The following is a 19,100-nucleotide window of genomic DNA, read 5'->3' on the forward strand; positions in this document are numbered from 1 at the left end:
CCATGACTAGGAGAGCGAAATGAAGCTGGGTGAGGGCGTCGAAGCGGCCATCCACTGCGCCGCGATGCTTGCTGGCGTTGATGGCGCCGCGACCATGCCGGGTGCTGCCATGGCGGAAGCGTTCGGGCTGTCGCCGAGCTATCTCCTCAAGCATCTCAACATGCTGACGGTGTCGGGCATTCTGGAATCGGTTCCGGGGCCGTCCGGCGGCTACCGGCTGGCGCGGCCGGCGGAACGCATTACGCTGCTCGATATCGTGTTGGCCGTCGAAGGGCGAGAACCGGCCTTTCGCTGCGCCGAAATCCGCCAGCGCGGCCCGGCCAGGCTCGATGCCTCGGTTTATGTCAAACCCTGCGGCATCAAGGTGGCGATGCTGAAGGCCGAGCGTGCCTACCGCGCAGCGCTCGCCGACGCCCGGCTGTCCGACATCGTTGCAGAATACACGGCCGATGCCGATCCCCGTTCGGTCGCCGCCAACTGCGCCTTCGTCGAGCGCCGTCAGCGTCCGCAGAAATCAAGTTCAACCAAGCAAGCATGAAAGGCTAAAAACGATGAAAGAGAGGCTGCAATTTTTCGGCGCGGCGCCGGAGATCATGAAGGCGGTGTCGGTGCTCAACAAGGCAGTCGACGAATGCGGGCTCGAAAAAAGCCTGTTGCATCTGATCAAGCTCAGGGCGTCGCAGATCAACGGCTGCTCGTATTGCGTCGAGATGCACAGCCGCGAGGCGCGCCACGACGGCGAGAGCGAGCAGCGGCTCTATCTCGTCTCCGCCTGGAAGGAATCGCCGCTATTTTCAGAGCGCGAACGCGCAGCCTTTGCCTGGACCGACGCGCTGACCAGGATCGCCGACAACGGTGTTTCGGACGAACTCTACGCAAGGACGCTCGAGCATTTTTCGGAGCAGGAGTTGGTCAAGCTGTCGGTTGCACTCGGCATGATTAACACCTGGAACCGACTTTGCGTTCCGTTCCATGCAATCCATCCGATGCCGGCGGTCATGGCCGCTTGAGCATGGACCAGGCGCGCGGCCTGCGTCGTGCGCCTCTTTTCTGCCCAAGGACCAACAGCATGTTTTCAAGCTTTGATAGTGAGATTCTATTCGCGGCCCGCCTGCTGCTCGGCGGCGCCTTTGTCTTTGCCGGCCTGCGCAACATCCAGAACGCGGCGTTCCTGACCCAATTGATGACGACGCGCGGCGTGCCGCAGGCGCGGCTGGTGCTCTGGCTGGGGATCGTCCTGCAGACCGTCACCGGAGCACTGGTGATCGCGGGCATCTGGACCGCTGCCGCCGCTCTGTGCCTGGTGTTGTTCCTTGTCGTTGCTACGCCGATGTTCCATAATTTCTGGGATCATCAGGGTCCCGAGCGCGCGTCCCGCATCAATGGCTTTGTCGGCAACGTCGCGCTGACCGGAGGATTTCTGGCGCTGATCGCGCAGTCGCTTTGAAAGCGATTGCCGCGTAGATGTAGCCGCGTTACGCCGCATACCGCAAGCCGCCGTCGCAGGTCAGGATCTGGCCGGTGACGAAGCTGTTCGAAACCAGGAACGCGATCGCCTCAGCAACGTCCTCGGCGCGGCCGATGCGGCCGACCGGCGTCTTGCCTGCATAATCGGCAAATACCGAATGGCGCTGTTCATCAGGCAAAAAATCCCACCAGGGCGTGTCAATGACGCCCGGCGCCACGACATTGACGCGTAACGGCTTCAGCTCCATTGCCAGGATCGGCACCACGGTCAGCAGCATGCCGTTGACGGCGGCGATGCCGGCGACACCCGGCGCCGACAATTGCGCCGACACCGCCGAGATGAAAGTCACCGAGCCGCCCTTGTTCAGCGTCGGCAAGGCGGCCTGCAGGCAGGAGAGCTGCGGCCGGACCTTCTCGTCGACGCCGCCGCCGATGTCGGTCAGGTCAAGCGTTTCGAACGGGCCGAGCCCCTTGCCGCCGCTGGCGGCCAGCACCAGGTGATCGAAAGGGCCGAGATCGCTGAAAAACCGGCGAACCTCGTCCGGCTTCGCGGCATCGAAGGCAGCTTTTCCGACCGCGCCGCCAAGGCTTTGCCCTGCGTTGTCGAGCCTTTCCCGGTTGCGCCCGGTGATCGTCACCTTCATGCCCGGACCAAGCAGCTTTTTCGCGGTGGCGAGGCCGATGCCGGAGGAGCCGCCGACGACCACAGTGTGCTGCGCTTTCTCGATCATGAATTTTCTCTCTTCGATGTTGCGGAAGCCGGTGCGAGCCCGACAAGACCGAGGCTCAATTCCCGCAATCGACGTCGTGCCTTAGCGTCATAGGCTTGCGCATCGGCGCGGGATTCCCTCTGGCCGTCGAAATAGAGGCCGCTCCGCCCTTCGAGCGCCGGCGATGTGGCGAGATTGATGATGGCTTCGGCGCCGGTTTGGACCGAGCTCCAGGGTGTGACGCCCGCCTGCCGCACCATCGTGGTGTTCATGTAGCTTGCCGGATGCAGGCTGTTGACCGTGACGCCGGTGCCGTTCAGCTGCTCCGCCAGATCGATGGTGAACATGATCTGCGCCAGCTTGCTCTGGCAGTAGGCACGGATGCCGTCATAGGAGCGGGTCAGCATGACATCGTCGAAATCGATCGCCTGCTGGCCTGCCGAGGCGACGTTGACGATGCGCGCCGGCGCGCTGGCCTTGAGCAGCGGCAGCAGCTCCGTGGTGAGCAGGAAGCCGGCGAGATAGTTGACGGCAAAGCGCAGTTCGTAGCTGTCGGCGCTGACCTGTCGTTTGGCGTTGGGGCCGGCGGTGCCGACGCCGGCATTGTTGATGAGGACATCGAGTCGGCCCGTGCGGGCGCGAACAGCCTCGGCGAGGCGGCGGACCTCGGCCAGGGAGGAGAGATCGGCCACGAGCAACTCGGCTTTGCCGCCGGCGGCTTCGATCTCGGCCACGATCGCCTTGCCCCTGGTCGCGTCGCGGCCATGCACCAGGATGCGGGCGCCGCCGGCGCCGAGCCTTTGCGCGACGACACGGCCGACGCCGTCGGTCGACCCGGTGATGAGGATTGTCTTGTCTTTCAGTTCCATGTTCAGAGCCTCCATCTCATCGCTTTGAGCGGAAAGATGGGGCACCAGCCACTTGCCAAACAGTTCAAACTTTATCCTGGTATCGGTACTGCTATAATAGCGGCCATGGATTCCACCGCGCATTCCGCCGAAGACAGCCGCCGCCGCGAGCGGCATCTCGACCGGCTTACGCCGGCGCACGCCCGGGCTGCGGCGCGAGGAGGTGGCAATGATCGCCGGCGTCGGCACGACCTGGTACACCTGGCTGGAGCAGGGCCGCGACGTTCGGCCGTCGGTGGAAGTGCTGACCGCACTCAGCCAGGCGCTGCGCCTGGACGCGGCTGAGCAACGGCATCTGTTTATTCTCGCCGGCCGGCCGCAGCCGGAGCGTCGCGTCGACGCGCCGGAAAAGATCGACGGCCCCTTGCTGCACATGCTGCAGAGCCTGGTCCTGCAGCCGGCCTATGTCGTCGGGCGGCGCTGGGATGTGCTGGCCTGGAACCCGGCGGCGGCAGCCGTGTTCGGCGATTATGGCCTGCTGGAGGGCGATGCCCGCAACATCGTCCATATGGTTTTCACCAGCCCGCAGCATCGGCGCCTGCTCGTCGACTGGGAGGAACTGGCGCGCGCCGTGCTGGCGTCATTCCGGGCGGAAAGCGCGAAGTATGTCGGCGATCCGGATTTCGAGCGGTTGATTGCGCTGATGACGCGTTCAAGCCCGGAGTTCCGCGCCTGGTGGCCGCTGCGCGATGTGGCCCGCAACCTATCGGGTGTGAAGCATGTCAGGCATCCGATAGCGGGCGCCATGGCGTTCGAACATATGAGCCTGTCGATCGACGACGGCTCGGACATGAAGCTGATCGTCTACACGCCGCTCGCCGAGCAGAACTCGATCGCCAAGCTGCAGAAGCTGCTCGATGCGCTGCCGGCCGCGCGGCGCAGCGCGTGAACCATCAAGGCTAGTCTTTCGGCTTCAGCCCGTCGATGAACAGTTGCTCGAGAAACCTTGCGGCATCCTCGAAGCGGCCGTCGCCGCCGCGGTCGGGGCCGAGCACGGCGCGGACCTGGACGTCGAAATCGGCATAATGCTGCGTCGTCGCCCAGATCGAGAAGATCAGGTGCCAGGGGTCGGTGCGGGCAATCTTGCCGGCGCGCATCCAGCCCTTGATGACGTTGGCTTTCTCGTCGACCAGCGTCTTCAACTCACCTTCCAGCATCGGCATGATGCGCGGCGCGCCCTGCAGGATCTCATTAGCGAATAGCCGGCTCTCGCGCGGGAAATCGCGCGCCATTTCGAGCTTGCGCCTGATGTAGTTGCGCAGTTCAGTCAGCGGATCGCCAATGTCGTCGAGTTCGCGCAGCGGCGCCAGCCAGGTGTCGAGAAGCCGTTGCATCAGCGTCTCGTGGATGTCCTCCTTGCGGCGGAAATAATAGAGCAGGTTCGGCTTCGACATGCCGGCGGCTTCGGCGATCTGGTCGATGGTCGAACCGCGAAAACCGTTGGTGGAGAAGACTTCGAGCGCCGCCTCCAGAATGAGCTCGCGCTTTTCCAGCTGGATGCGGGTGCGGCGTGGAGCGGAGCTTTCGACCACCCCCGTCACCTCGAACAACCTTCGCTGTGAGGAGCGTCTGGACCAATTCTCTGGACCAGTTTTTCCCCGCCCTGTGGAGCGCACTTCGAAAGCCGCATTTCCGCTAGTAATCCCTTGACCGCTGATAAGGCGGTGCTAACGTTTGTCCAACCGGTCAAAAATTTGCGTAGCACGAAAACGCAGCAAAGACCAAGTGTTGGAAAGACCAAGCGTTAGCCGCACCGAAACAGGTTACAAGGGGAAGTCTTGGTCATGTCCAACCGGCTGAAAGTCACGCCGAACGATCTCAGCGCATTCTGGATGCCGTTCACGGCAAACCGGCAGTTCAAGCAGGCGCCGCGCATGATGGTGTCGGCCAAGGACATGCATTACACGACCAGCGACGGGCGCAAGGTTCTCGACGGCACCGCCGGCCTGTGGTGCGTCAATGCCGGCCACTGCCGCCCGAAGATCACCGAGGCGATCCAGAGCCAAGCGGCAGAGCTCGACTATGCGCCGGCCTTCCAGATGGGCCACCCGATCGTGTTCGAGCTGGCCAATCGCCTGGTCGACATCGCCCCGAAGGGCATGGACCATGTGTTCTTCACCAATTCCGGCTCGGAATCAGTCGAGACGGCGCTGAAGATGGCGATCGCCTATCACCGCGTAAAAGGCGAGGGCTCGCGCACCCGGCTGATCGGCCGCGAGCGCGGCTATCACGGCGTCAATTTCGGCGGCATCTCGGTCGGCGGCATCGTCACCAACCGCAAGATGTTCGGCACGCTGCTCGGCGGCGTAGATCACATGCCACACACGCATTTGCCGGAAAAGAACTCCTTCACGAAAGGCGTGCCCGAGCATGGCGCGGAACTCGCCAACGAGCTGGAACGCATCGTCGCCCTGCACGACGCGTCGACCATCGCCGCAGTCATCGTCGAACCGGTTGCCGGTTCCACCGGCGTCATCCTGCCGCCGAAGGGCTATCTGCAGAAGCTGCGCGAGATCTGCACCAAGCACGGCATCTTGCTGATCTTCGACGAGGTCATCACCGGTTTTGGCCGCCTCGGCACGCCGTTTGCCGCCGACTATTTCGGTGTCACCCCGGATATCATGACGACGGCCAAGGGCGTCTCCAATGGCGTCATCCCGATGGGCGCGGTGTTCGTCAAGAAGGAAATCCACGACGCCTTCATGACCGGGCCTGAGCATATGATCGAGTTCTTCCACGGCTACACCTATTCGGGCAATCCGATCGCCTGCGCGGCGGCGCTGGGCACACTCGACACCTACAAGGAAGAGGGGCTGCTGACGCGCGGCGAGGAATTGGCGCCGTACTGGGAGGACGCACTGCACTCGCTGAAGGGCGAACCGAACGTCATCGACATCCGCAACATCGGCCTGATCGGCGCGATCGAGCTGGCGCCGGTCGCCGGCCAGCCGACGAAGCGCGCCTTCTCGGCTTTTGTGAAGGCGTTCGAGCGCGGTGCATTGATCCGCACCACCGGCGACATCATCGCTCTGTCGCCGCCGCTGATCATCACCAAGGGCCAGATCAACGAACTGATCGACCATGTGCGCGAAGTGCTGAGGGCGGTGGACTAGATACTCCCCAACATGTAGGGCGACGACGGGAACCGTCGTCCTAATGTGAGTAAATGAGAGGAACTTGAATGGCCGCCCCCGGCGAGAATCTGCGAATCAATTCAGACCGTTTGTGGGATTCGATAATGGAGATGGCGAAGATCGGCCCCGGCATTGCCGGCGGCAATAATCGCCAGACCGTTACCGACGAGGATGGCGAAGGGCGGCATCTGTTCAAGCGCTGGTGCGATGAGGCGGGGCTCGAAATGGGCGTCGACGAGATGGGCACGATGTTTGCCCGTCGCGAAGGCACCGACCCCAGCCTGCCGCCGGTGTATGTCGGCAGCCATCTCGATACGCAGCCGACCGGCGGCAAGTATGACGGCGTGCTCGGCGTGCTCGGCGGCCTGGAGGTTGTGCGCTCGCTCGACGATCTCGGCATCAAGACCAAGCACCCGATCGTCGTCACCAACTGGACCAACGAGGAAGGCGCGCGCTTTGCGCCGGCGATGATGGCGTCCGGGGTATTCGCCGGCGTGCTCGATCAGGCCGAAATCTATTCGCATGTCGACAAGGACGGCAAGAAATTCGGCGAGGAGCTCGAACGGATCGGCTGGAAGGGCACCGAGAAAGTCGGTGAGCGCAAGATCCACGCCTTCTTCGAATTGCATATCGAGCAGGGCCCGATCCTCGAGGACGAGGGCATCGACATTGGCGTCGTCACCCATGGCCAGGGACTGAAATGGCTGCAGGTGACGCTGACCGGCAGGGAGGCGCATACCGGCTCGACGCCGATGCCGAAGCGGCGCAATGCCGGGCTCGGCATGGCGCGGGTGATCGAGTTGGTGCACGAGATCGCCATGGACTACCAGCCGGACGCCGTTGGCGCGGTCGGCCATATGGAGGTCTATCCGAACTCGCGCAACATCATCGCCGGTCGCACCGTCTTCACCATCGACATCCGCTCACCGGAAAAGGAAGTGCTGGACGCCATGGACGGCCGCATCCGGGAAGGCATCGACACGATCTGCGAGGCGCTCGACATTAAATATCAAATCGAGCAGGTCGGCCATTTCGATCCGGTCACTTTCGACGCGGGCTGCGTCAAGGCGGTGCGGGATGCGGCGGAGCGCCTGGGATATACGCATCGCAACATCGTCTCCGGCGCCGGCCACGACGCCTGCTGGATCAACCGCGTCGCACCGACGGCGATGGTGATGTGTCCCTGCGTCGACGGGCTCAGCCACAACGAGGCCGAGGAGATCACCAAGGAATGGGCAACGGCCGGCGCCGACGTGCTGTTCCACGCGGTGGTCGATACGGCGGTGATTGTCGAATGATGGGATAGCTGCCACCTCGCAACGCCGCTCGCAAGAAGCGCGAAAAGAATAAGGGAACAAGAAAATGTCCAAAGTCATCAAGAATGGCACCATCGTCACCGCGGACCGGACATGGAAGGCCGATGTGCTGTTCAGGCACGGCAAGATCGTCGGCATCGGGCCGGATCTGCATGGCGACCATGAGTTCGACGCCAGCGGCTGCTATGTCATGCCGGGCGGCATCGACCCGCATACCCACCTCGAAATGCCGTTCATGGGCACCTATTCGGCCGATGATTTCGAGAGCGGCACCCGCGCCGCGCTCGCCGGCGGCACGACGATGGTCGTCGATTTCTGCCTGCCGGCGCCGCAGCAGTCGCTGCTCGAGGCCTTGCAGATGTGGGACAACAAGACTTCGAAGGCTTCCTGCGATTATTCCTTCCACATGGCGATCACCTGGTGGGGCAAGCAGGTGTTCGACGAGATGGCCACCGTCGTCGACAGGGGCATCACCTCGTTCAAGCATTTCATGGCCTACAAGGGTGCGCTGATGGTCGATGACGACGAGCTGTATTCGTCGTTCCAGCGCTGTGCCGATCTCGGCGCGCTGCCGCTGGTCCATGCCGAGAATGGCGACGTGGTGGCGGCACTGTCGCAGAAGCTGCTGGCGGCGGGCAATAGTGGTCCGGAGGGACACGCCTATTCGCGCCCGCCGGAAGTCGAAGGCGAGGCGACCAATCGTGCCATCATGATCGCCGACATGGCCGGCGTGCCGCTCTATGTCGTGCATGTCTCCTGCGAGCAGGCCCACGAGGCCATCCGCCGGGCGCGCCAGAAAGGCATGCGGGTATTCGGCGAGCCGCTGGTCCAGCACCTGACGCTGGACGAGAGCGAATATTTCAACAAGGACTGGGACCATGCGGCGCGGCGCGTTATGAGCCCGCCCTTCCGCAACAAATGGCATCAGGATTCGCTGTGGGCCGGCCTGCAGGCTGGGTCACTGCAAGTGGTGGCGACCGACCATTGTGCCTTCACCACCAAGCAGAAGCGCAACGGCGTCGGCGACTTCACCAAGATCCCGAATGGCACGGGCGGGCTCGAGGATCGTTTGCCGGTGCTGTGGACGACCGGCGTCAACACCGGCCGGCTGACGATGAACGAGTTCGTCGCGGTGACCTCGACCAACATCGCCAAGATCCTCAACATGTACCCGAAGAAGGGCGCCATCGTCGAAGGCGCGGACGCCGACATCCTTGTCTGGGACCCGAAGCGCAAGAAGAAAATCACGGCCAAGAAGCAGCAGTCGGTCATCGACTACAACGTCTTCGAAGGTTTCGAGGTGACCGGCCTGCCACGCTACGTCTTCTCGCGCGGCGAACTGTCGATCGAGGAAAACGAGGTTAAGGCAAAGCCCGGCCATGGCGAGTTCGTCGCTCGCGAGCCGAACGCGGCGGTCAACCGGGCACTGTCGACCTGGAAGGAAATTTCCGCGCCGCGCAAGGTGGAGCGTACAGGCATCCCGGCGACGGGCGTTTGAGCTTGGCGAGCCACGGAGCGATCATCTCAATGGCCGCGGTGATCCTTGCCGCCGGGCCGGCGGCGGACGTCCTTGCCGGCTCCTTTGGCAATGAGGTCGGTTGCGCTGGTGTACGGCTCGGTTATCAGGACCGCGACGATTATGTCGTGCTGACCGCCGAGGGCGTCGAAACCTATGGCAGCGGCTGCGAGTTCGCACAGCCATTGACGACGACGCCTGGCACCCAGTTGTTGAGCTCCACCTGTTTCGCCGAGGGCGAGGAGGGGACGACCACAGATGTCGTCAAGGTCATCAACAAAGGAGGGGACGGTTTCTTCGTGACCATTCCCGGCCTTGAGGAGATAGGGCCGCTGAAATCATGTTCGTGACGGTGCCGATGACGGCCGCCGCCTCGACCCAGTCCTCAGGCGACCAACCCGTCCAGTTCCGGCAGCAGGACGACGCTTTCCTGTTCGTTGGGATCGGTGCGGGCAATAACCGCCGAGGCGGGGCTGTCGCTCAGATTGGCCGGCAGATGCGGCACACCGGGGGGAATATAGAAAAGATCGCCGGCCTTGACCACGATATGCTGTTCGAGCCGGTCGCCATACCAGGTATGGACTTCGCCGGAGAGCACATAGATCGCGGTTTCATGGTTTTCGTGCATATGTGCCTTGGCGCGGGCGCCCGGAGGCATGGTCAGCAGATGCATGCAGATACCGGAGGAGCCGACTGTTTCGGCGGCGATACCGGCGAAATAGCTCAGGCCCTGCTTGCCTTCATAAGAGCTTTCAGGGCGGATAAGATGGCACGTCGGTTTGGGCGACATCGGGGCAACTCCGGGCGTCTATCTGATGGGACAAGGGCACGTAGAACTGGGGCGCGTAGAACTGGCGCGAGTAGGACTGGGCGAGTGGAAAGCAACATCGGGGTAAAATCAATCGGATTCCGGCCGGTGGCGCAGTGGCCGGAAGCGACAGGCTACGGCCGATGACGGGAGCATCGCCAGCCGTTGTTTCGGCAAGCAAGCTTGGCCTGACCTTCCAGACCAATGACGGTCCGGTGCAGGCGCTGTCGAATGTCGACCTGACCATCGGCAAGGGCGAATTCGTGTCCTTCATCGGGCCCTCCGGCTGCGGCAAGACGACCTTGCTGCGCGTCATCGCCGATCTGGAGAAGCCGACATCGGGAGCCATTTCCGTCAACGGCATGACGCCCGAGCAGGCGCGCCAGCGCCGCGCCTATGGCTATGTCTTCCAGGCGGCCGCACTTTATCCGTGGCGCACGATCGAGCGCAATGTGGCGCTGCCGCTGGAGATCATGGGCCTGTCCAGGGCGGAGCAGGCGGCGCGCATCAAGCGAACCCTCGACCTCGTCAACCTCAGCGGCTTCGAGAAGAAATACCCCTGGCAGCTTTCGGGCGGCATGCAGCAGCGCGCCTCGATCGCACGGGCGCTCGCCTTCGATGCCGACCTTTTGTTGATGGACGAACCGTTCGGCGCGCTGGACGAGATCGTGCGCGACCACCTCAACGAACAACTGCTGGAGCTTTGGGAGCGGACCAACAAGACCATCTGCTTCGTCACCCATTCGATCCCCGAGGCGGTCTATCTGTCGACGCGCATCATCGTCATGTCGCCGCGCCCGGGGCGTGTCAGCGATGTCATAGAATCGACGCTGCCGAAGAAGCGGCCGCTCGATATCCGCGAGACGCCGGAGTTCCTGGCCATCGCGGCACGGGTGCGCGACGGGCTGAGGGCAGGGCACAGCTATGATGATTGAGCGGGATGAGGGTCCTCCTCTCCCCGACGGGGAGAGGGTGGCCGGAGCGAAGCGGAGGTCGGGTGAGGGGGCGGCGCCGACAGATCCAACTAAAAGAAATGTTGGGGCAACCGCTCGTGCCCGAAAGCTCCGGTTTGACGAGACCGAGGCTGAGTACCGGCTTTGGGGGGAACTGAGAGGACGTCATCTCAACGGCTACAAATTTGTGAGGCAGGTGCCGCTTGGCCTTTTCATCGCGGACTTCGTTTGTCGCGAGAAGGGTCTGATTGTTGAAGTCGACGGCAGTCAGCATGCGGATTCTCCAACCGATACGGCGAGAACTGCTTGGCTGAATGGCTATGGCTATTCCGTTCTTCGGTTCTGGAACCATGAAGTTCTGGCCGAACGTCGAGCGGTCCTTGATACGATATTGGCTTGCCTCGACGGAAAGATTTCTACCCCCTCACCCGGCCTCCGCTTCGCTCCGGCCACCCTCTCCCCGTTGGGGAGAGGAGGGCGCCAAGCGCCCGAGGATCGCTAGATGGACTCGTTTCGCGACAAGATCGTTCCCGTGACCTCGATCCTCCTGGGCGTGGTCGTCGTCTGGTACGTCATGGCCGTTGTCCTCAACGCGCCGTTCCAGCGCGATCTCGACCGCCGCGCCAATTTGACACCGGGCATTGTGGAATTCATCGGCAAGACGCTGGCACAACCGAAGCCGACGCTACCGGCGCCACACCAGGTGGCGGTGAATTTTTTCGAAAACACCTTTTTGCGCAGCATCACCTCGAACCGCAGCCTTGTCTACAATGCCTGGGTGACGCTGTCGTCGACGCTGCTCGGCTTTGCCTTCGGCACGGCGCTCGGCATCGTCATCGCCGTCGGCATCGTGCATGTGGCGACGCTCGACCGCAGCATGATGCCGTGGATCATCGCCTCGCAGACCATTCCGATCCTGGCGGTGGCGCCGATGATTATTGTCGTGCTGGCGGCGGTCGGCATCACCGGGCTGATCCCGAAAGCGCTGATCTCGACCTATCTGTCGTTCTTCCCGGTGGCGGTTGGCATGGTGAAGGGGCTTCGCTCGCCCGAGCTCACCCATCTCGACCTGATGCATACCTATAATGCCAGTCCCTCGCAGACCTTCTGGAAATTGCGGGTGCCGGCCTCGGTGCCGTTCCTGTTCACCTCGATGAAGGTGGCTGTCGCCGCCAGCCTGGTCGGCGCCATTGTCGGCGAGCTGCCGACCGGCGCCGTCGCCGGCATCGGCGCCAAATTGCTCGCCGGCGCCTACTACAGCCAGACGATCGACATCTGGTCGGCGCTGGTCGCCGGCTCGGTGGTGGCGGCCTTGCTGGTTATGCTGGTCGGCATTGCTGGGCGCCTTGTCGACCGCGCCATGGGCGGGAGGCCGGCATGAGCTCGCTCCTGAGCCTTTCCTCAATCACCCCCCGATCCTGGCAAGGATATGCCGCGCTTATCCTTCTTGTCGGCGCGCTGCTTCTTTGGCCGCTCGTCAGTGCTACGCCCGGTTACGGCATGGCGACTACGGTTTTGATTTTCATTTTGCTGCTCATGGCAATCGAGGCCGACAACTTTCCACCGATGATCGGGGTGGTGTTGCTGTTCCTTGGCGCGCACGGCGCGGCGTGGATGTTGCTCGCCGGCATAACCGGCAATGAGGGCAGCGCTCGTGGCTCCTTCTATCTGCTGCTCGTCGCGGCGTGGTTTTTGGCCTGGCGCTGCGTAACGGTCTTGTCGTCGGTTCGCCCGACGTCGCGCTGGACGTCAACCGCCTTGCGCCTGATCATTCCAGCCATCTTCGGCGCTTGGATCCTGATCATCTGGGAGGCGGTGACGCGTGGCGCCGGCATTCCCTTCATCCTGTTGCCGCCGCCAAGCGCCATCGGTGCACGCATCGTCGGCTCGCTGCCGGTGCTGGGGGCCGATGTCAGGCAGACCATCTTCAAGGCGGTGATCTTCGGCTATGTCGTGGGCAGCAGCGCCGGCTTCCTCGTTGCCATCGCCGCCGACCGTGTGCCGTTCCTGCGGCGCGGGCTTTTGCCGATCGGCAATATGGTGTCGGCGCTGCCGATCATCGGCGTCGCGCCGATCATGGTCATGTGGTTCGGCTTCGACTGGCAATCCAAGGCAGCCGTGGTCATAATCATGACCTTCTTCCCGATGCTGGTGAACACCGTCGCCGGGCTTACCGCCTCCGGCCATATGGAGCGCGACCTGATGCGCACCTATGCCTCGAGCTACTGGCAGACGCTGTTCAAGCTGCGGCTGCCGGCGGCGGCACCGTTCATCTTCAATGCGTTGAAGATCAATTCGACGCTGGCGCTGATCGGCGCCATCGTCGCCGAGTTCTTCGGCACGCCGGTGGTCGGCATGGGATTCCGCATTTCGACGGAAGTCGGCCGGATGAACATCGACATGGTGTGGGCCGAAATCGCAGTTGCAGCACTTGCGGGTTCGGTCTTTTATGGCGTGGTCGCTCTTTTCGAGAGAGCAATCACGTTTTGGCATCCCTCTGTCCGTGGTGGATAGGGGCGGTGGGTTTAGGGCGCTAACTTCAGAGGGTAAAAACATGAAAAGACTTGTTGTTTCGATGCTGGCCGGCGCGATGTCGCTTGCCGCCTTCCAGGCGATGGCCGCAGACAAGGTGACGCTGCAGCTGAAATGGGTCACCCAGGCACAGTTCGCCGGCTATTATGTCGCCAAGGCCAAGGGCTTCTATGACGCCGAGGGCCTAGACGTCGACATCAAGCCCGGCGGCCCGGACATCGCACCCGAGCAGGTCATTGCCGGCGGCGGCGCCGACGTCATCGTCGACTGGATGGGCGGCGCGCTGGCTGCACGCGAAAAGGGCGTGCCGCTGGTCAACATCGCCCAGCCGTTCAAGAAGGCCGGCATGGAGCTGGTCTGCCCGAAGGACGGCCCGATCAAGACCGAAGCCGATTTCAAGGGCCACACGCTCGGCGTCTGGTTCTTCGGCAACGAGTATCCGTTCTATGCCTGGATGAACAAGCTTGGCCTCAAGACCGACGGCGGGCCGGACGGCGTCACCGTGCTCAAGCAGAGCTTTGACGTGCAGCCGCTGATCCAGAAGCAGGCGGATTGCATTTCGGTCATGACCTACAACGAATACTGGCAGCTCATCGACGCCGGCTACAAGCCGGAAGAGCTGACCGTCTTCAACTATTCCGCCATGGGCAACGATCTGCTCGAAGACGGGCTCTATGCGTTGGAGGACAAGCTCAAGGATCCGGCCTTCGAGGACAAGATGGTGCGTTTCGTGCGCGCTTCGATGAAGGGTTGGAAATACGCCGTCGACAATTCCGACGAGGCGGCCGGCATCGTCATGGACAATGGCGGCCAGGACGAGAACCACCAGAAGCGGATGATGGGCGAAGTCGCCAAGCTGATCGACAATGCCGACGGCAAGCTCGATCCGGCGACCTACGAGCGCACCGCCAAGGCGCTGCTCGACCAGAAGATCATCACCAAGGAGCCGACCGGCGCCTACACGACCGCGATCACCGACAAGGCGATCAAATAGAGCTATCAAGCAGGCTCTGTTGGAAGACAAAAAGGGGCGGGCGACCGCCCCTTTTTAGTGGGATGTAAAATGAACGTTACCCGCGGAAACATCCGTTCGCAAAATCGTTGTGCCGATGCATCCAACTCAAGGGTGCCACAACGGAGGTTTCCATGCGCATCCAGTCCTTCACGCCGATGCTTTCGGCGCTGGCCATTTCTGCCGCCATCTTCTCGGTGTCACCGGCTCTGGCCGAAACCGTAAAGATGACCGCGACGCTCGATGGTGCTCAGCAGAGCCCGCCCGTCACCACGAAGGGCAAGGGTACCGCCACGCTCAGATTCAACACCGCCACCAAGAAACTCAGCTGGACGGTGAGATATTCCGGCCTCAGCGGGCCGGCGAAGGCCGGGCACATTCACGGCCCGGCGGCAGAGGGTCAAAACGCCGATCCAGTGGTGCCGTTCGAAGGCAAGCTGAAGAGCCCGATCAAGGGTTCGGCGACATTGACCGATGCCCAGGCGACCGATCTTGAGGCGGGCAAATATTACGTCAACATCCACACCGCGGCCCACGCCGACGGCGAGATCCGCGGCCAGATCGAAAAGGTCAAATAGGCAGATCAAGACGACAAAACAGGGCAACCACCCTGTTTGTCAGGCCTTGTCGCGAATCTGGGTCATCGTGCGGGTCGGCGTGATGGCTTCGGGGTCGAGCCTGATCTCGACGATCGACGGCTTGCCGCTAGCACGCGCGCGCTCGAAGGCCGCCGCGAAGTCGGCGGTCTTTTCCACCGTCTCGCCATGGCCGCCATAGGCACGGGCCAAAGCAGCAAAGTCGGGGTTTTTCAGATCGGTGGCGACGACACGGCCGGGATATTCGCGCTCCTGATGCATGCGGATGGTGCCATAAATGCCGTTGTTGACTACGATGACGATGATCGGCAATCCGTATTGTACGGCGGTGGCGAATTCCTGCCCGTTCATCAGGAAACAGCCGTCGCCGGCGAAGGCGATCACGTCGCGGTCGGGGAAAAGCTGTTTGGCGGCGACCGCCGCCGGCGTGCCGTAGCCCATCGAGCCGGAGGTGGGTGCTGCCTGCGTGCCGAAACGCCGGAAGCGATGGTAGCGATGCACCCAGGTGGCGTAGTTGCCGGCGCCATTGGTGAGGATGGCGTCGTCCGGCAGCATCGTTTCGAGATAATTCATGATCGGCCCCATCTGCACGGCGCCGGGGCCGCTCTCCGGAGGCGTCGACCAGTCGAGATAGGCGGTGTGCAGCTTCGCTGCCTCCGCCGCCCACACCGGCGTTGCGGCCGGCTTGCGTTTGGCAAAGGCTTCGACGAAAGCGGCAGGCGAGGTATTGATCGCCAGCGCCGGCCGGTAGACGCGGCCGAGCTCGCCGGCGTCGGCATGGATATGGACCAGCGTCTGGTCGGGGTAGGGGCTCTTCAGCAGCGTGTAGTCGGATGACGGCATCTCGCCCATGCGGCCGCCGATCAGCAGCACAAGGTCGGCCTGCTTGATGGCGGTTGCCACTTTGGGATTGATGCCGATGCCGACATCGCCGGCATAGTTCGCGTGGAGATGGTCGAACAGCATCTGGCGGCGGAAGGAGCAGCCGACCGGCAGCGACCAGGCTTCGGCTATCGTCCGCATCCGTGCAACGGCCTGCGCATCCCAGCGCGTACCGCCAAGGATGACGAACGGCCGCTTTGCCTTGTTGAGCAGCTCGTCCAGCGCGTCGAGCTCGGCTTCGCCAGGCCGCGTCTCGACAGGGGTGTAATGCCGGGCTTCCGGTGCCTCGGCAAGGCTGGTCAGCATGTCCTCGGGCAGCGAGATGACGACCGGGCCCGGGCGGCCGGACGTCGCCACTGCAAATGCCCGTGTGACGAATTCGGGGATGCGCGCGGCGTCGTCGATCTCGACCACCCATTTGGCGATATCGCCGAAGAACCTGACATAGTCGACCTCCTGGAAGGCCTCGCGCCCCTTGGCGTGGCTGGCGACCTGGCCGATGAACAGGATGAGGGGGACCGAATCCTGCATGGCGATGTGGATGCCGGCCGAGGCATTGGTGGCGCCTGGGCCGCGGGTGACGAAGCAGATGCCGGGCCTGCCGGTCAGGCGGCCATGGCAGTCGGCCATCATTGCGGCACCGCCCTCCTGGCGGCAGACGATGGTGCGGATTGGCGAATCATGCAGCGCGTCGAGCACCGCCAGATAGGATTCGCCGGGCACGCAATAGATACGGTCCGTTCCGTTGGCTTCGAGCGCATCGACGATGAGTTGTCCGCCGGTCTTCATTTTCCTGACCTCTCCAGTTCGGCAAGGATTTCTTCGGTGTGTTCGCCGAGACGCGGCGACGGCCGTTCATAGACCAGCGGCGTGCCGGACATGACCATCGGCGCGCGCACCGAGGGCAAGAGATTGCCATGGCCGTCATCGAGGTCGAGCCGCATGCCGCGCGCGATGGTCTGCGGGTCGGCAAACATCTGGCCGATATTGTTGATCGGGCTGGCCGGCACGCCGGCTGTCTCCAGCCTGGCCAGCAGCGGGTCGCGATCGAAGACCTTCAGCGCCTCGACCATGTGCTCGCGCAGCTTTGCCCGGTTGGCGACGCGGGCGGGATTGGTGGCGAAGTCAGGGTTCGAAGCCAGCTCATCGAGGCCGACGGCAGCGCAAAACTTTGCGAATTGGCCGTCATTGCCGACCGCCAGGATGATGTGGCCATCTTTCACCGGCACCACCTCGTAGGGCGCGATGTTCATATGCGCATTGCCCATCTGCACCGGCGATTGTCCGGAGACGAGATAGTTGAGGTTCTGGTTGCCGAGCGTTGAGATCTGGGTGTCGTAGAGCGCCATGTCGATATGCTGGCCTTCGCCGGTCTTCTCGGCGTGGCGAAGTGCCGCCTGGATGGCAACGACCGAATAAAGCCCGGTGAAGACATCTGAAATAGCCACGCCCGCCTTCTGCGGTTCGCGGCCGGCTTCGCCGGTGATCGACATCATGCCGGCCATGCCCTGGATGATGAAATCATAACCGGCGCGCGGCGCATACGGTCCCGACTGGCCAAAACCGGTGATCGAGCAATAGATCAGCCGTGGGTTGATTTTCCTCAGGCTGTCATAGTCGAGGCCGTATTTCTTAAGTCCGCCGACCTTGAAGTTTTCGATCAGCACTTCCGAGGTCGCGACCAGCCGGCGCACCGTCTCGGCGCCCTCGGGCGTCGAGAAGTCGATGGCGATGGAGCGCTTGCCGCGGTTGCAGGAATGGTAATAAGCGGCCGAAAGGTTCTCGCCATCATGGCCGATGACGAAGGGCGGTCCCCATTTGCGGGTGTCGTCGCCGCTGTCCGGGCTCTCGACCTTGATCACGTCGGCGCCGAGGTCAGCAAGCAGCTGCCCGGCCCATGGCCCGGCGAGGATGCGTGCGAGTTCGATGACGCGGATGCCTTTGAGCGGAGGCTCAGTCATGGATCACCGTGGTTGGCCGAAAGCGCAGGCTTAGATGTTTTTTGTGCATGTCGTTATCCCAAAACCGCTGCGCACCCTCGGGTCGAGCCCAAGGGCATGCTTTGGGCGACATCCCACTATCAATCCCGGGTGCCGCTGTCACGGCCCTTGCAATGGGCCAAGTATCAAGGCGCCCTCAGCACGCGATCGGCCCAAGCGGCAAAATCCTCCATGATGATGTCTCGATTGACCTCGTTCAGGCTCTCGTGGCGGGTTTCGGCGTAAACCTTTGAAACGAGATTCGAAAAGCCCAGCATGTGCATCCGGCCGGCGAGATGGCTGACCGCCTTGCCGCCGTCCGAGGCCGGATCCTGCCCGCCTCCGACCAGATTGACGAACAGGTCGCGCCGCACGCCGGAAAAATTGCGGTCGCGGCCGCAATGCAGCGTCATCTTGACGATGTCCTGCCACATCGACACCGATGCGTCCCAGCCGCAGAGCGGGTCGGCGATGTATTTCTCGACTTCGGCGGCATCGCGCGACAGCCAGTCGAAGGGCGTCCGGCGATCGGGCACTGCCTTGCCCCAAGCCCGGAACGTCAGCCGGGGCAGCATGCGCGACGGCACGTCTGAGCCAAGCCGGAACTTTTCCCAGGCAAGCATGCCCAGCGCGATTTGGCCGAGCAGTCCGGCAGAGAAATTGCCGTTCCAGATCGCGGCGGCATGGATGCGCGCCGAGTTGCGGAGGACAAAGTTCAGAGCGACCGACGCGCCCAAGGAGTGACCGAAGGCGATGACCGGCAGGCCGGGCTGTTCCCTGGCGATCAGATCATGGACGGCAGCGACATCGGCGATGACCTTGGCACCTCCATCCGCATCGGCGAACCTGCCAGGTGGCGCGTCGGGCGCCTTGGTGACGCCGTGGCCACGGTGGTCGTGCGCGTAGACCTGGTAGCCGCGCGCGCCGAGGAAATCGGCGAAGCGGGCATAGCGCGCCGCGTGCTCGGCCAACCCGTGATTGATCTGGACAATGGCGCGCGGCTGGCCTGTGGCGTGTTTCACATAAAGGTTGAGCTCGGCGCCGGTCGGCGATGCCAGCATCCTCTGCTTGTCAAATGGCATGTCTCGCTCCCGTCGGCGACTGTTGGGTGACGCAGCGATCGACGTCAAGAGACGTAGGGTACCCATTCGACGCTAGTTGACAGTATGCTGTCAATATGATTACATGACAGCATACTGTCAATTGGCCAGCAGATTGGGGGTATGACTATGAAAACCACCGGGGCCATTTCGCGGCGTGCAATCTTGCTGGCGGGCTTCGCCTTCA

General features: G+C 62.9%; 20 protein-coding genes and 1 pseudogene. 14 read left to right on the forward strand and 7 right to left on the reverse strand.

Going from position 1 to position 19,100, the window contains the following annotated elements:
• The first annotated feature begins 19 nt into the window (after positions 1–19).
• The 3 genes from NKI22_RS13940 to NKI22_RS13950 are packed head-to-tail and all read left to right on the forward strand — an operon-like array spanning position 20 to position 1,447.
• Positions 20–538: an RrF2 family transcriptional regulator gene (locus NKI22_RS13940; RefSeq protein ID WP_352495149.1), complete on the forward strand. Its 519-nt coding sequence runs from the start codon at positions 20–22 to the stop codon at positions 536–538.
• 13 nt (positions 539–551) lie between these two features.
• The gene (locus NKI22_RS13945; protein WP_352495150.1) at positions 552–1,010 is read left to right on the forward strand and encodes a carboxymuconolactone decarboxylase family protein; all 459 of its coding nucleotides are present in this window, start codon (positions 552–554) and stop codon (positions 1,008–1,010) included.
• A 59-nt stretch (positions 1,011–1,069) separates the two neighbouring features.
• Positions 1,070–1,447, forward strand: a complete 378-nt coding sequence (locus tag NKI22_RS13950; RefSeq protein WP_023720860.1) for a DoxX family protein — start codon at positions 1,070–1,072, stop codon at positions 1,445–1,447.
• A gap of 28 nt (positions 1,448–1,475) precedes the next feature.
• Here NKI22_RS13950 and NKI22_RS13955 read toward each other — a convergent pair whose 3' ends face one another.
• Positions 1,476–2,198: an SDR family oxidoreductase gene (locus NKI22_RS13955; protein WP_352937427.1), complete on the reverse strand. Its 723-nt coding sequence runs from the start codon at positions 2,196–2,198 to the stop codon at positions 1,476–1,478.
• Positions 2,195–3,046 (reverse strand): SDR family NAD(P)-dependent oxidoreductase, encoded by an 852-nt coding sequence (locus tag NKI22_RS13960; protein WP_352482942.1) that lies wholly within the window; start codon positions 3,044–3,046, stop codon positions 2,195–2,197. Before NKI22_RS13960 ends, NKI22_RS13955 begins: the two co-directional genes overlap by 4 nt.
• A 142-nt stretch (positions 3,047–3,188) precedes the next feature.
• On the opposite strand from NKI22_RS13960, the pseudogene NKI22_RS13965 reads away from it, so the two are divergent.
• A pseudogene (locus tag NKI22_RS13965) lies at positions 3,189–3,974 on the forward strand (helix-turn-helix transcriptional regulator); the annotation flags it as partial.
• Between the two features lie 10 nt (positions 3,975–3,984).
• On the opposite strand, the gene NKI22_RS13970 reads toward NKI22_RS13965, so the two are convergent.
• Positions 3,985–4,617, reverse strand: coding sequence for a TetR family transcriptional regulator C-terminal domain-containing protein (locus NKI22_RS13970; RefSeq protein WP_352639735.1), 633 nt, complete (start codon positions 4,615–4,617; stop codon positions 3,985–3,987).
• A 252-nt stretch (positions 4,618–4,869) separates the two neighbouring features.
• On the opposite strand from NKI22_RS13970, the gene aptA reads away from it, so the two are divergent.
• From aptA to NKI22_RS13990, 4 genes are all read left to right on the forward strand, one after another.
• Positions 4,870–6,198 (forward strand): omega-aminotransferase AptA, encoded by a 1,329-nt coding sequence (gene aptA / locus NKI22_RS13975; RefSeq protein ID WP_352814704.1) that lies wholly within the window; start codon positions 4,870–4,872, stop codon positions 6,196–6,198.
• A 68-nt stretch (positions 6,199–6,266) separates the two neighbouring features.
• Complete coding sequence (locus tag NKI22_RS13980) at positions 6,267–7,517, forward strand: Zn-dependent hydrolase (RefSeq protein WP_352639733.1); 1,251 nt, start codon at positions 6,267–6,269, stop codon at positions 7,515–7,517.
• Positions 7,518–7,581: 64 nt separating this feature from the next.
• Positions 7,582–9,033, forward strand: a complete 1,452-nt coding sequence (gene hydA / locus NKI22_RS13985; protein ID WP_023720852.1) for a dihydropyrimidinase — start codon at positions 7,582–7,584, stop codon at positions 9,031–9,033.
• A 29-nt stretch (positions 9,034–9,062) separates the two neighbouring features.
• Positions 9,063–9,401: a hypothetical protein gene (locus tag NKI22_RS13990; protein ID WP_352814703.1), complete on the forward strand. Its 339-nt coding sequence runs from the start codon at positions 9,063–9,065 to the stop codon at positions 9,399–9,401.
• A gap of 35 nt (positions 9,402–9,436) precedes the next feature.
• Here the strand turns inward: NKI22_RS13990 and NKI22_RS13995 are convergent, their stop codons facing one another.
• On the reverse strand, positions 9,437–9,841 hold the full coding sequence (locus NKI22_RS13995; protein WP_023720850.1) for a cupin domain-containing protein: 405 nt from the start codon (positions 9,839–9,841) through the stop codon (positions 9,437–9,439).
• 161 nt (positions 9,842–10,002) lie between these two features.
• Here NKI22_RS13995 and NKI22_RS14000 point away from each other — a divergent pair, with 161 nt between their 5' ends.
• From NKI22_RS14000 to NKI22_RS14025, 6 genes are all read left to right on the forward strand, one after another.
• Complete coding sequence (locus NKI22_RS14000; RefSeq protein WP_023720849.1) at positions 10,003–10,794, forward strand: ABC transporter ATP-binding protein; 792 nt, start codon at positions 10,003–10,005, stop codon at positions 10,792–10,794.
• Positions 10,787–11,314: an endonuclease domain-containing protein gene (locus NKI22_RS14005; protein ID WP_023720848.1), complete on the forward strand. Its 528-nt coding sequence runs from the start codon at positions 10,787–10,789 to the stop codon at positions 11,312–11,314. The genes NKI22_RS14000 and NKI22_RS14005 overlap by 8 nt, the downstream gene beginning before the upstream one ends.
• Entirely contained in the window at positions 11,315–12,193 is an 879-nt protein-coding gene (locus tag NKI22_RS14010) for an ABC transporter permease (protein WP_352482952.1), read from the forward strand.
• Positions 12,190–13,326 carry an ABC transporter permease gene (locus NKI22_RS14015; RefSeq protein WP_352814702.1) on the forward strand — a complete coding sequence of 379 codons (1,137 nt, stop codon included), beginning with the start codon at positions 12,190–12,192 and terminating at the stop codon, positions 13,324–13,326. The genes NKI22_RS14010 and NKI22_RS14015 overlap by 4 nt, the downstream gene beginning before the upstream one ends.
• A gap of 40 nt (positions 13,327–13,366) precedes the next feature.
• Positions 13,367–14,338: an ABC transporter substrate-binding protein gene (locus tag NKI22_RS14020; RefSeq protein WP_352482954.1), complete on the forward strand. Its 972-nt coding sequence runs from the start codon at positions 13,367–13,369 to the stop codon at positions 14,336–14,338.
• A gap of 152 nt (positions 14,339–14,490) precedes the next feature.
• Positions 14,491–14,934, forward strand: coding sequence for a CHRD domain-containing protein (locus NKI22_RS14025; protein WP_023720844.1), 444 nt, complete (start codon positions 14,491–14,493; stop codon positions 14,932–14,934).
• Between the two features lie 39 nt (positions 14,935–14,973).
• Here the strand turns inward: NKI22_RS14025 and NKI22_RS14030 are convergent, their stop codons facing one another.
• From NKI22_RS14030 to NKI22_RS14040, 3 genes are all read right to left on the reverse strand, one after another.
• On the reverse strand, positions 14,974–16,623 hold the full coding sequence (locus tag NKI22_RS14030) for a thiamine pyrophosphate-binding protein (RefSeq protein WP_023720843.1): 1,650 nt from the start codon (positions 16,621–16,623) through the stop codon (positions 14,974–14,976).
• Positions 16,620–17,795, reverse strand: coding sequence for a CaiB/BaiF CoA transferase family protein (locus NKI22_RS14035; protein WP_352482956.1), 1,176 nt, complete (start codon positions 17,793–17,795; stop codon positions 16,620–16,622). The genes NKI22_RS14030 and NKI22_RS14035 overlap by 4 nt, the downstream gene beginning before the upstream one ends.
• A 164-nt stretch (positions 17,796–17,959) precedes the next feature.
• Complete coding sequence (locus NKI22_RS14040) at positions 17,960–18,895, reverse strand: alpha/beta fold hydrolase (protein ID WP_352482958.1); 936 nt, start codon at positions 18,893–18,895, stop codon at positions 17,960–17,962.
• Positions 18,896–19,100 lie beyond the last annotated feature (205 nt).

This window comes from Mesorhizobium sp. M0778, from assembly GCF_040320105.1.
Lineage (GTDB): Bacteria > Pseudomonadota > Alphaproteobacteria > Rhizobiales > Rhizobiaceae > Mesorhizobium.

Excerpts from the sequence above, each read along its gene's own strand:
- NKI22_RS13940 (WP_352495149.1), top strand. The coding sequence starts at position 20 with ATGAAGCTGGGTGAGGGCGTCGAAGCGGCCATCCACTGCGCCGCGATG.
- NKI22_RS13945 (WP_352495150.1), top strand. The coding sequence starts at position 552 with ATGAAAGAGAGGCTGCAATTTTTCGGCGCGGCGCCGGAGATCATGAAG.
- NKI22_RS13950 (WP_023720860.1), top strand. The coding sequence starts at position 1,070 with ATGTTTTCAAGCTTTGATAGTGAGATTCTATTCGCGGCCCGCCTGCTG.
- NKI22_RS13955 (WP_352937427.1), bottom strand. The coding sequence starts at position 2,198 with ATGATCGAGAAAGCGCAGCACACTGTGGTCGTCGGCGGCTCCTCCGGC.
- NKI22_RS13960 (WP_352482942.1), bottom strand. The coding sequence starts at position 3,046 with ATGGAACTGAAAGACAAGACAATCCTCATCACCGGGTCGACCGACGGC.
- aptA (WP_352814704.1), top strand. The coding sequence starts at position 4,870 with ATGTCCAACCGGCTGAAAGTCACGCCGAACGATCTCAGCGCATTCTGG.
- NKI22_RS13980 (WP_352639733.1), top strand. The coding sequence starts at position 6,267 with ATGGCCGCCCCCGGCGAGAATCTGCGAATCAATTCAGACCGTTTGTGG.
- hydA (WP_023720852.1), top strand. The coding sequence starts at position 7,582 with ATGTCCAAAGTCATCAAGAATGGCACCATCGTCACCGCGGACCGGACA.
- NKI22_RS13990 (WP_352814703.1), top strand. The coding sequence starts at position 9,063 with ATGGCCGCGGTGATCCTTGCCGCCGGGCCGGCGGCGGACGTCCTTGCC.
- NKI22_RS13995 (WP_023720850.1), bottom strand. The coding sequence starts at position 9,841 with ATGTCGCCCAAACCGACGTGCCATCTTATCCGCCCTGAAAGCTCTTAT.
- NKI22_RS14000 (WP_023720849.1), top strand. The coding sequence starts at position 10,003 with ATGACGGGAGCATCGCCAGCCGTTGTTTCGGCAAGCAAGCTTGGCCTG.
- NKI22_RS14005 (WP_023720848.1), top strand. The coding sequence starts at position 10,787 with ATGATTGAGCGGGATGAGGGTCCTCCTCTCCCCGACGGGGAGAGGGTG.
- NKI22_RS14010 (WP_352482952.1), top strand. The coding sequence starts at position 11,315 with ATGGACTCGTTTCGCGACAAGATCGTTCCCGTGACCTCGATCCTCCTG.
- NKI22_RS14015 (WP_352814702.1), top strand. The coding sequence starts at position 12,190 with ATGAGCTCGCTCCTGAGCCTTTCCTCAATCACCCCCCGATCCTGGCAA.
- NKI22_RS14020 (WP_352482954.1), top strand. The coding sequence starts at position 13,367 with ATGAAAAGACTTGTTGTTTCGATGCTGGCCGGCGCGATGTCGCTTGCC.
- NKI22_RS14025 (WP_023720844.1), top strand. The coding sequence starts at position 14,491 with ATGCGCATCCAGTCCTTCACGCCGATGCTTTCGGCGCTGGCCATTTCT.
- NKI22_RS14030 (WP_023720843.1), bottom strand. The coding sequence starts at position 16,623 with ATGAAGACCGGCGGACAACTCATCGTCGATGCGCTCGAAGCCAACGGA.
- NKI22_RS14035 (WP_352482956.1), bottom strand. The coding sequence starts at position 17,795 with ATGACTGAGCCTCCGCTCAAAGGCATCCGCGTCATCGAACTCGCACGC.
- NKI22_RS14040 (WP_352482958.1), bottom strand. The coding sequence starts at position 18,895 with ATGCCATTTGACAAGCAGAGGATGCTGGCATCGCCGACCGGCGCCGAG.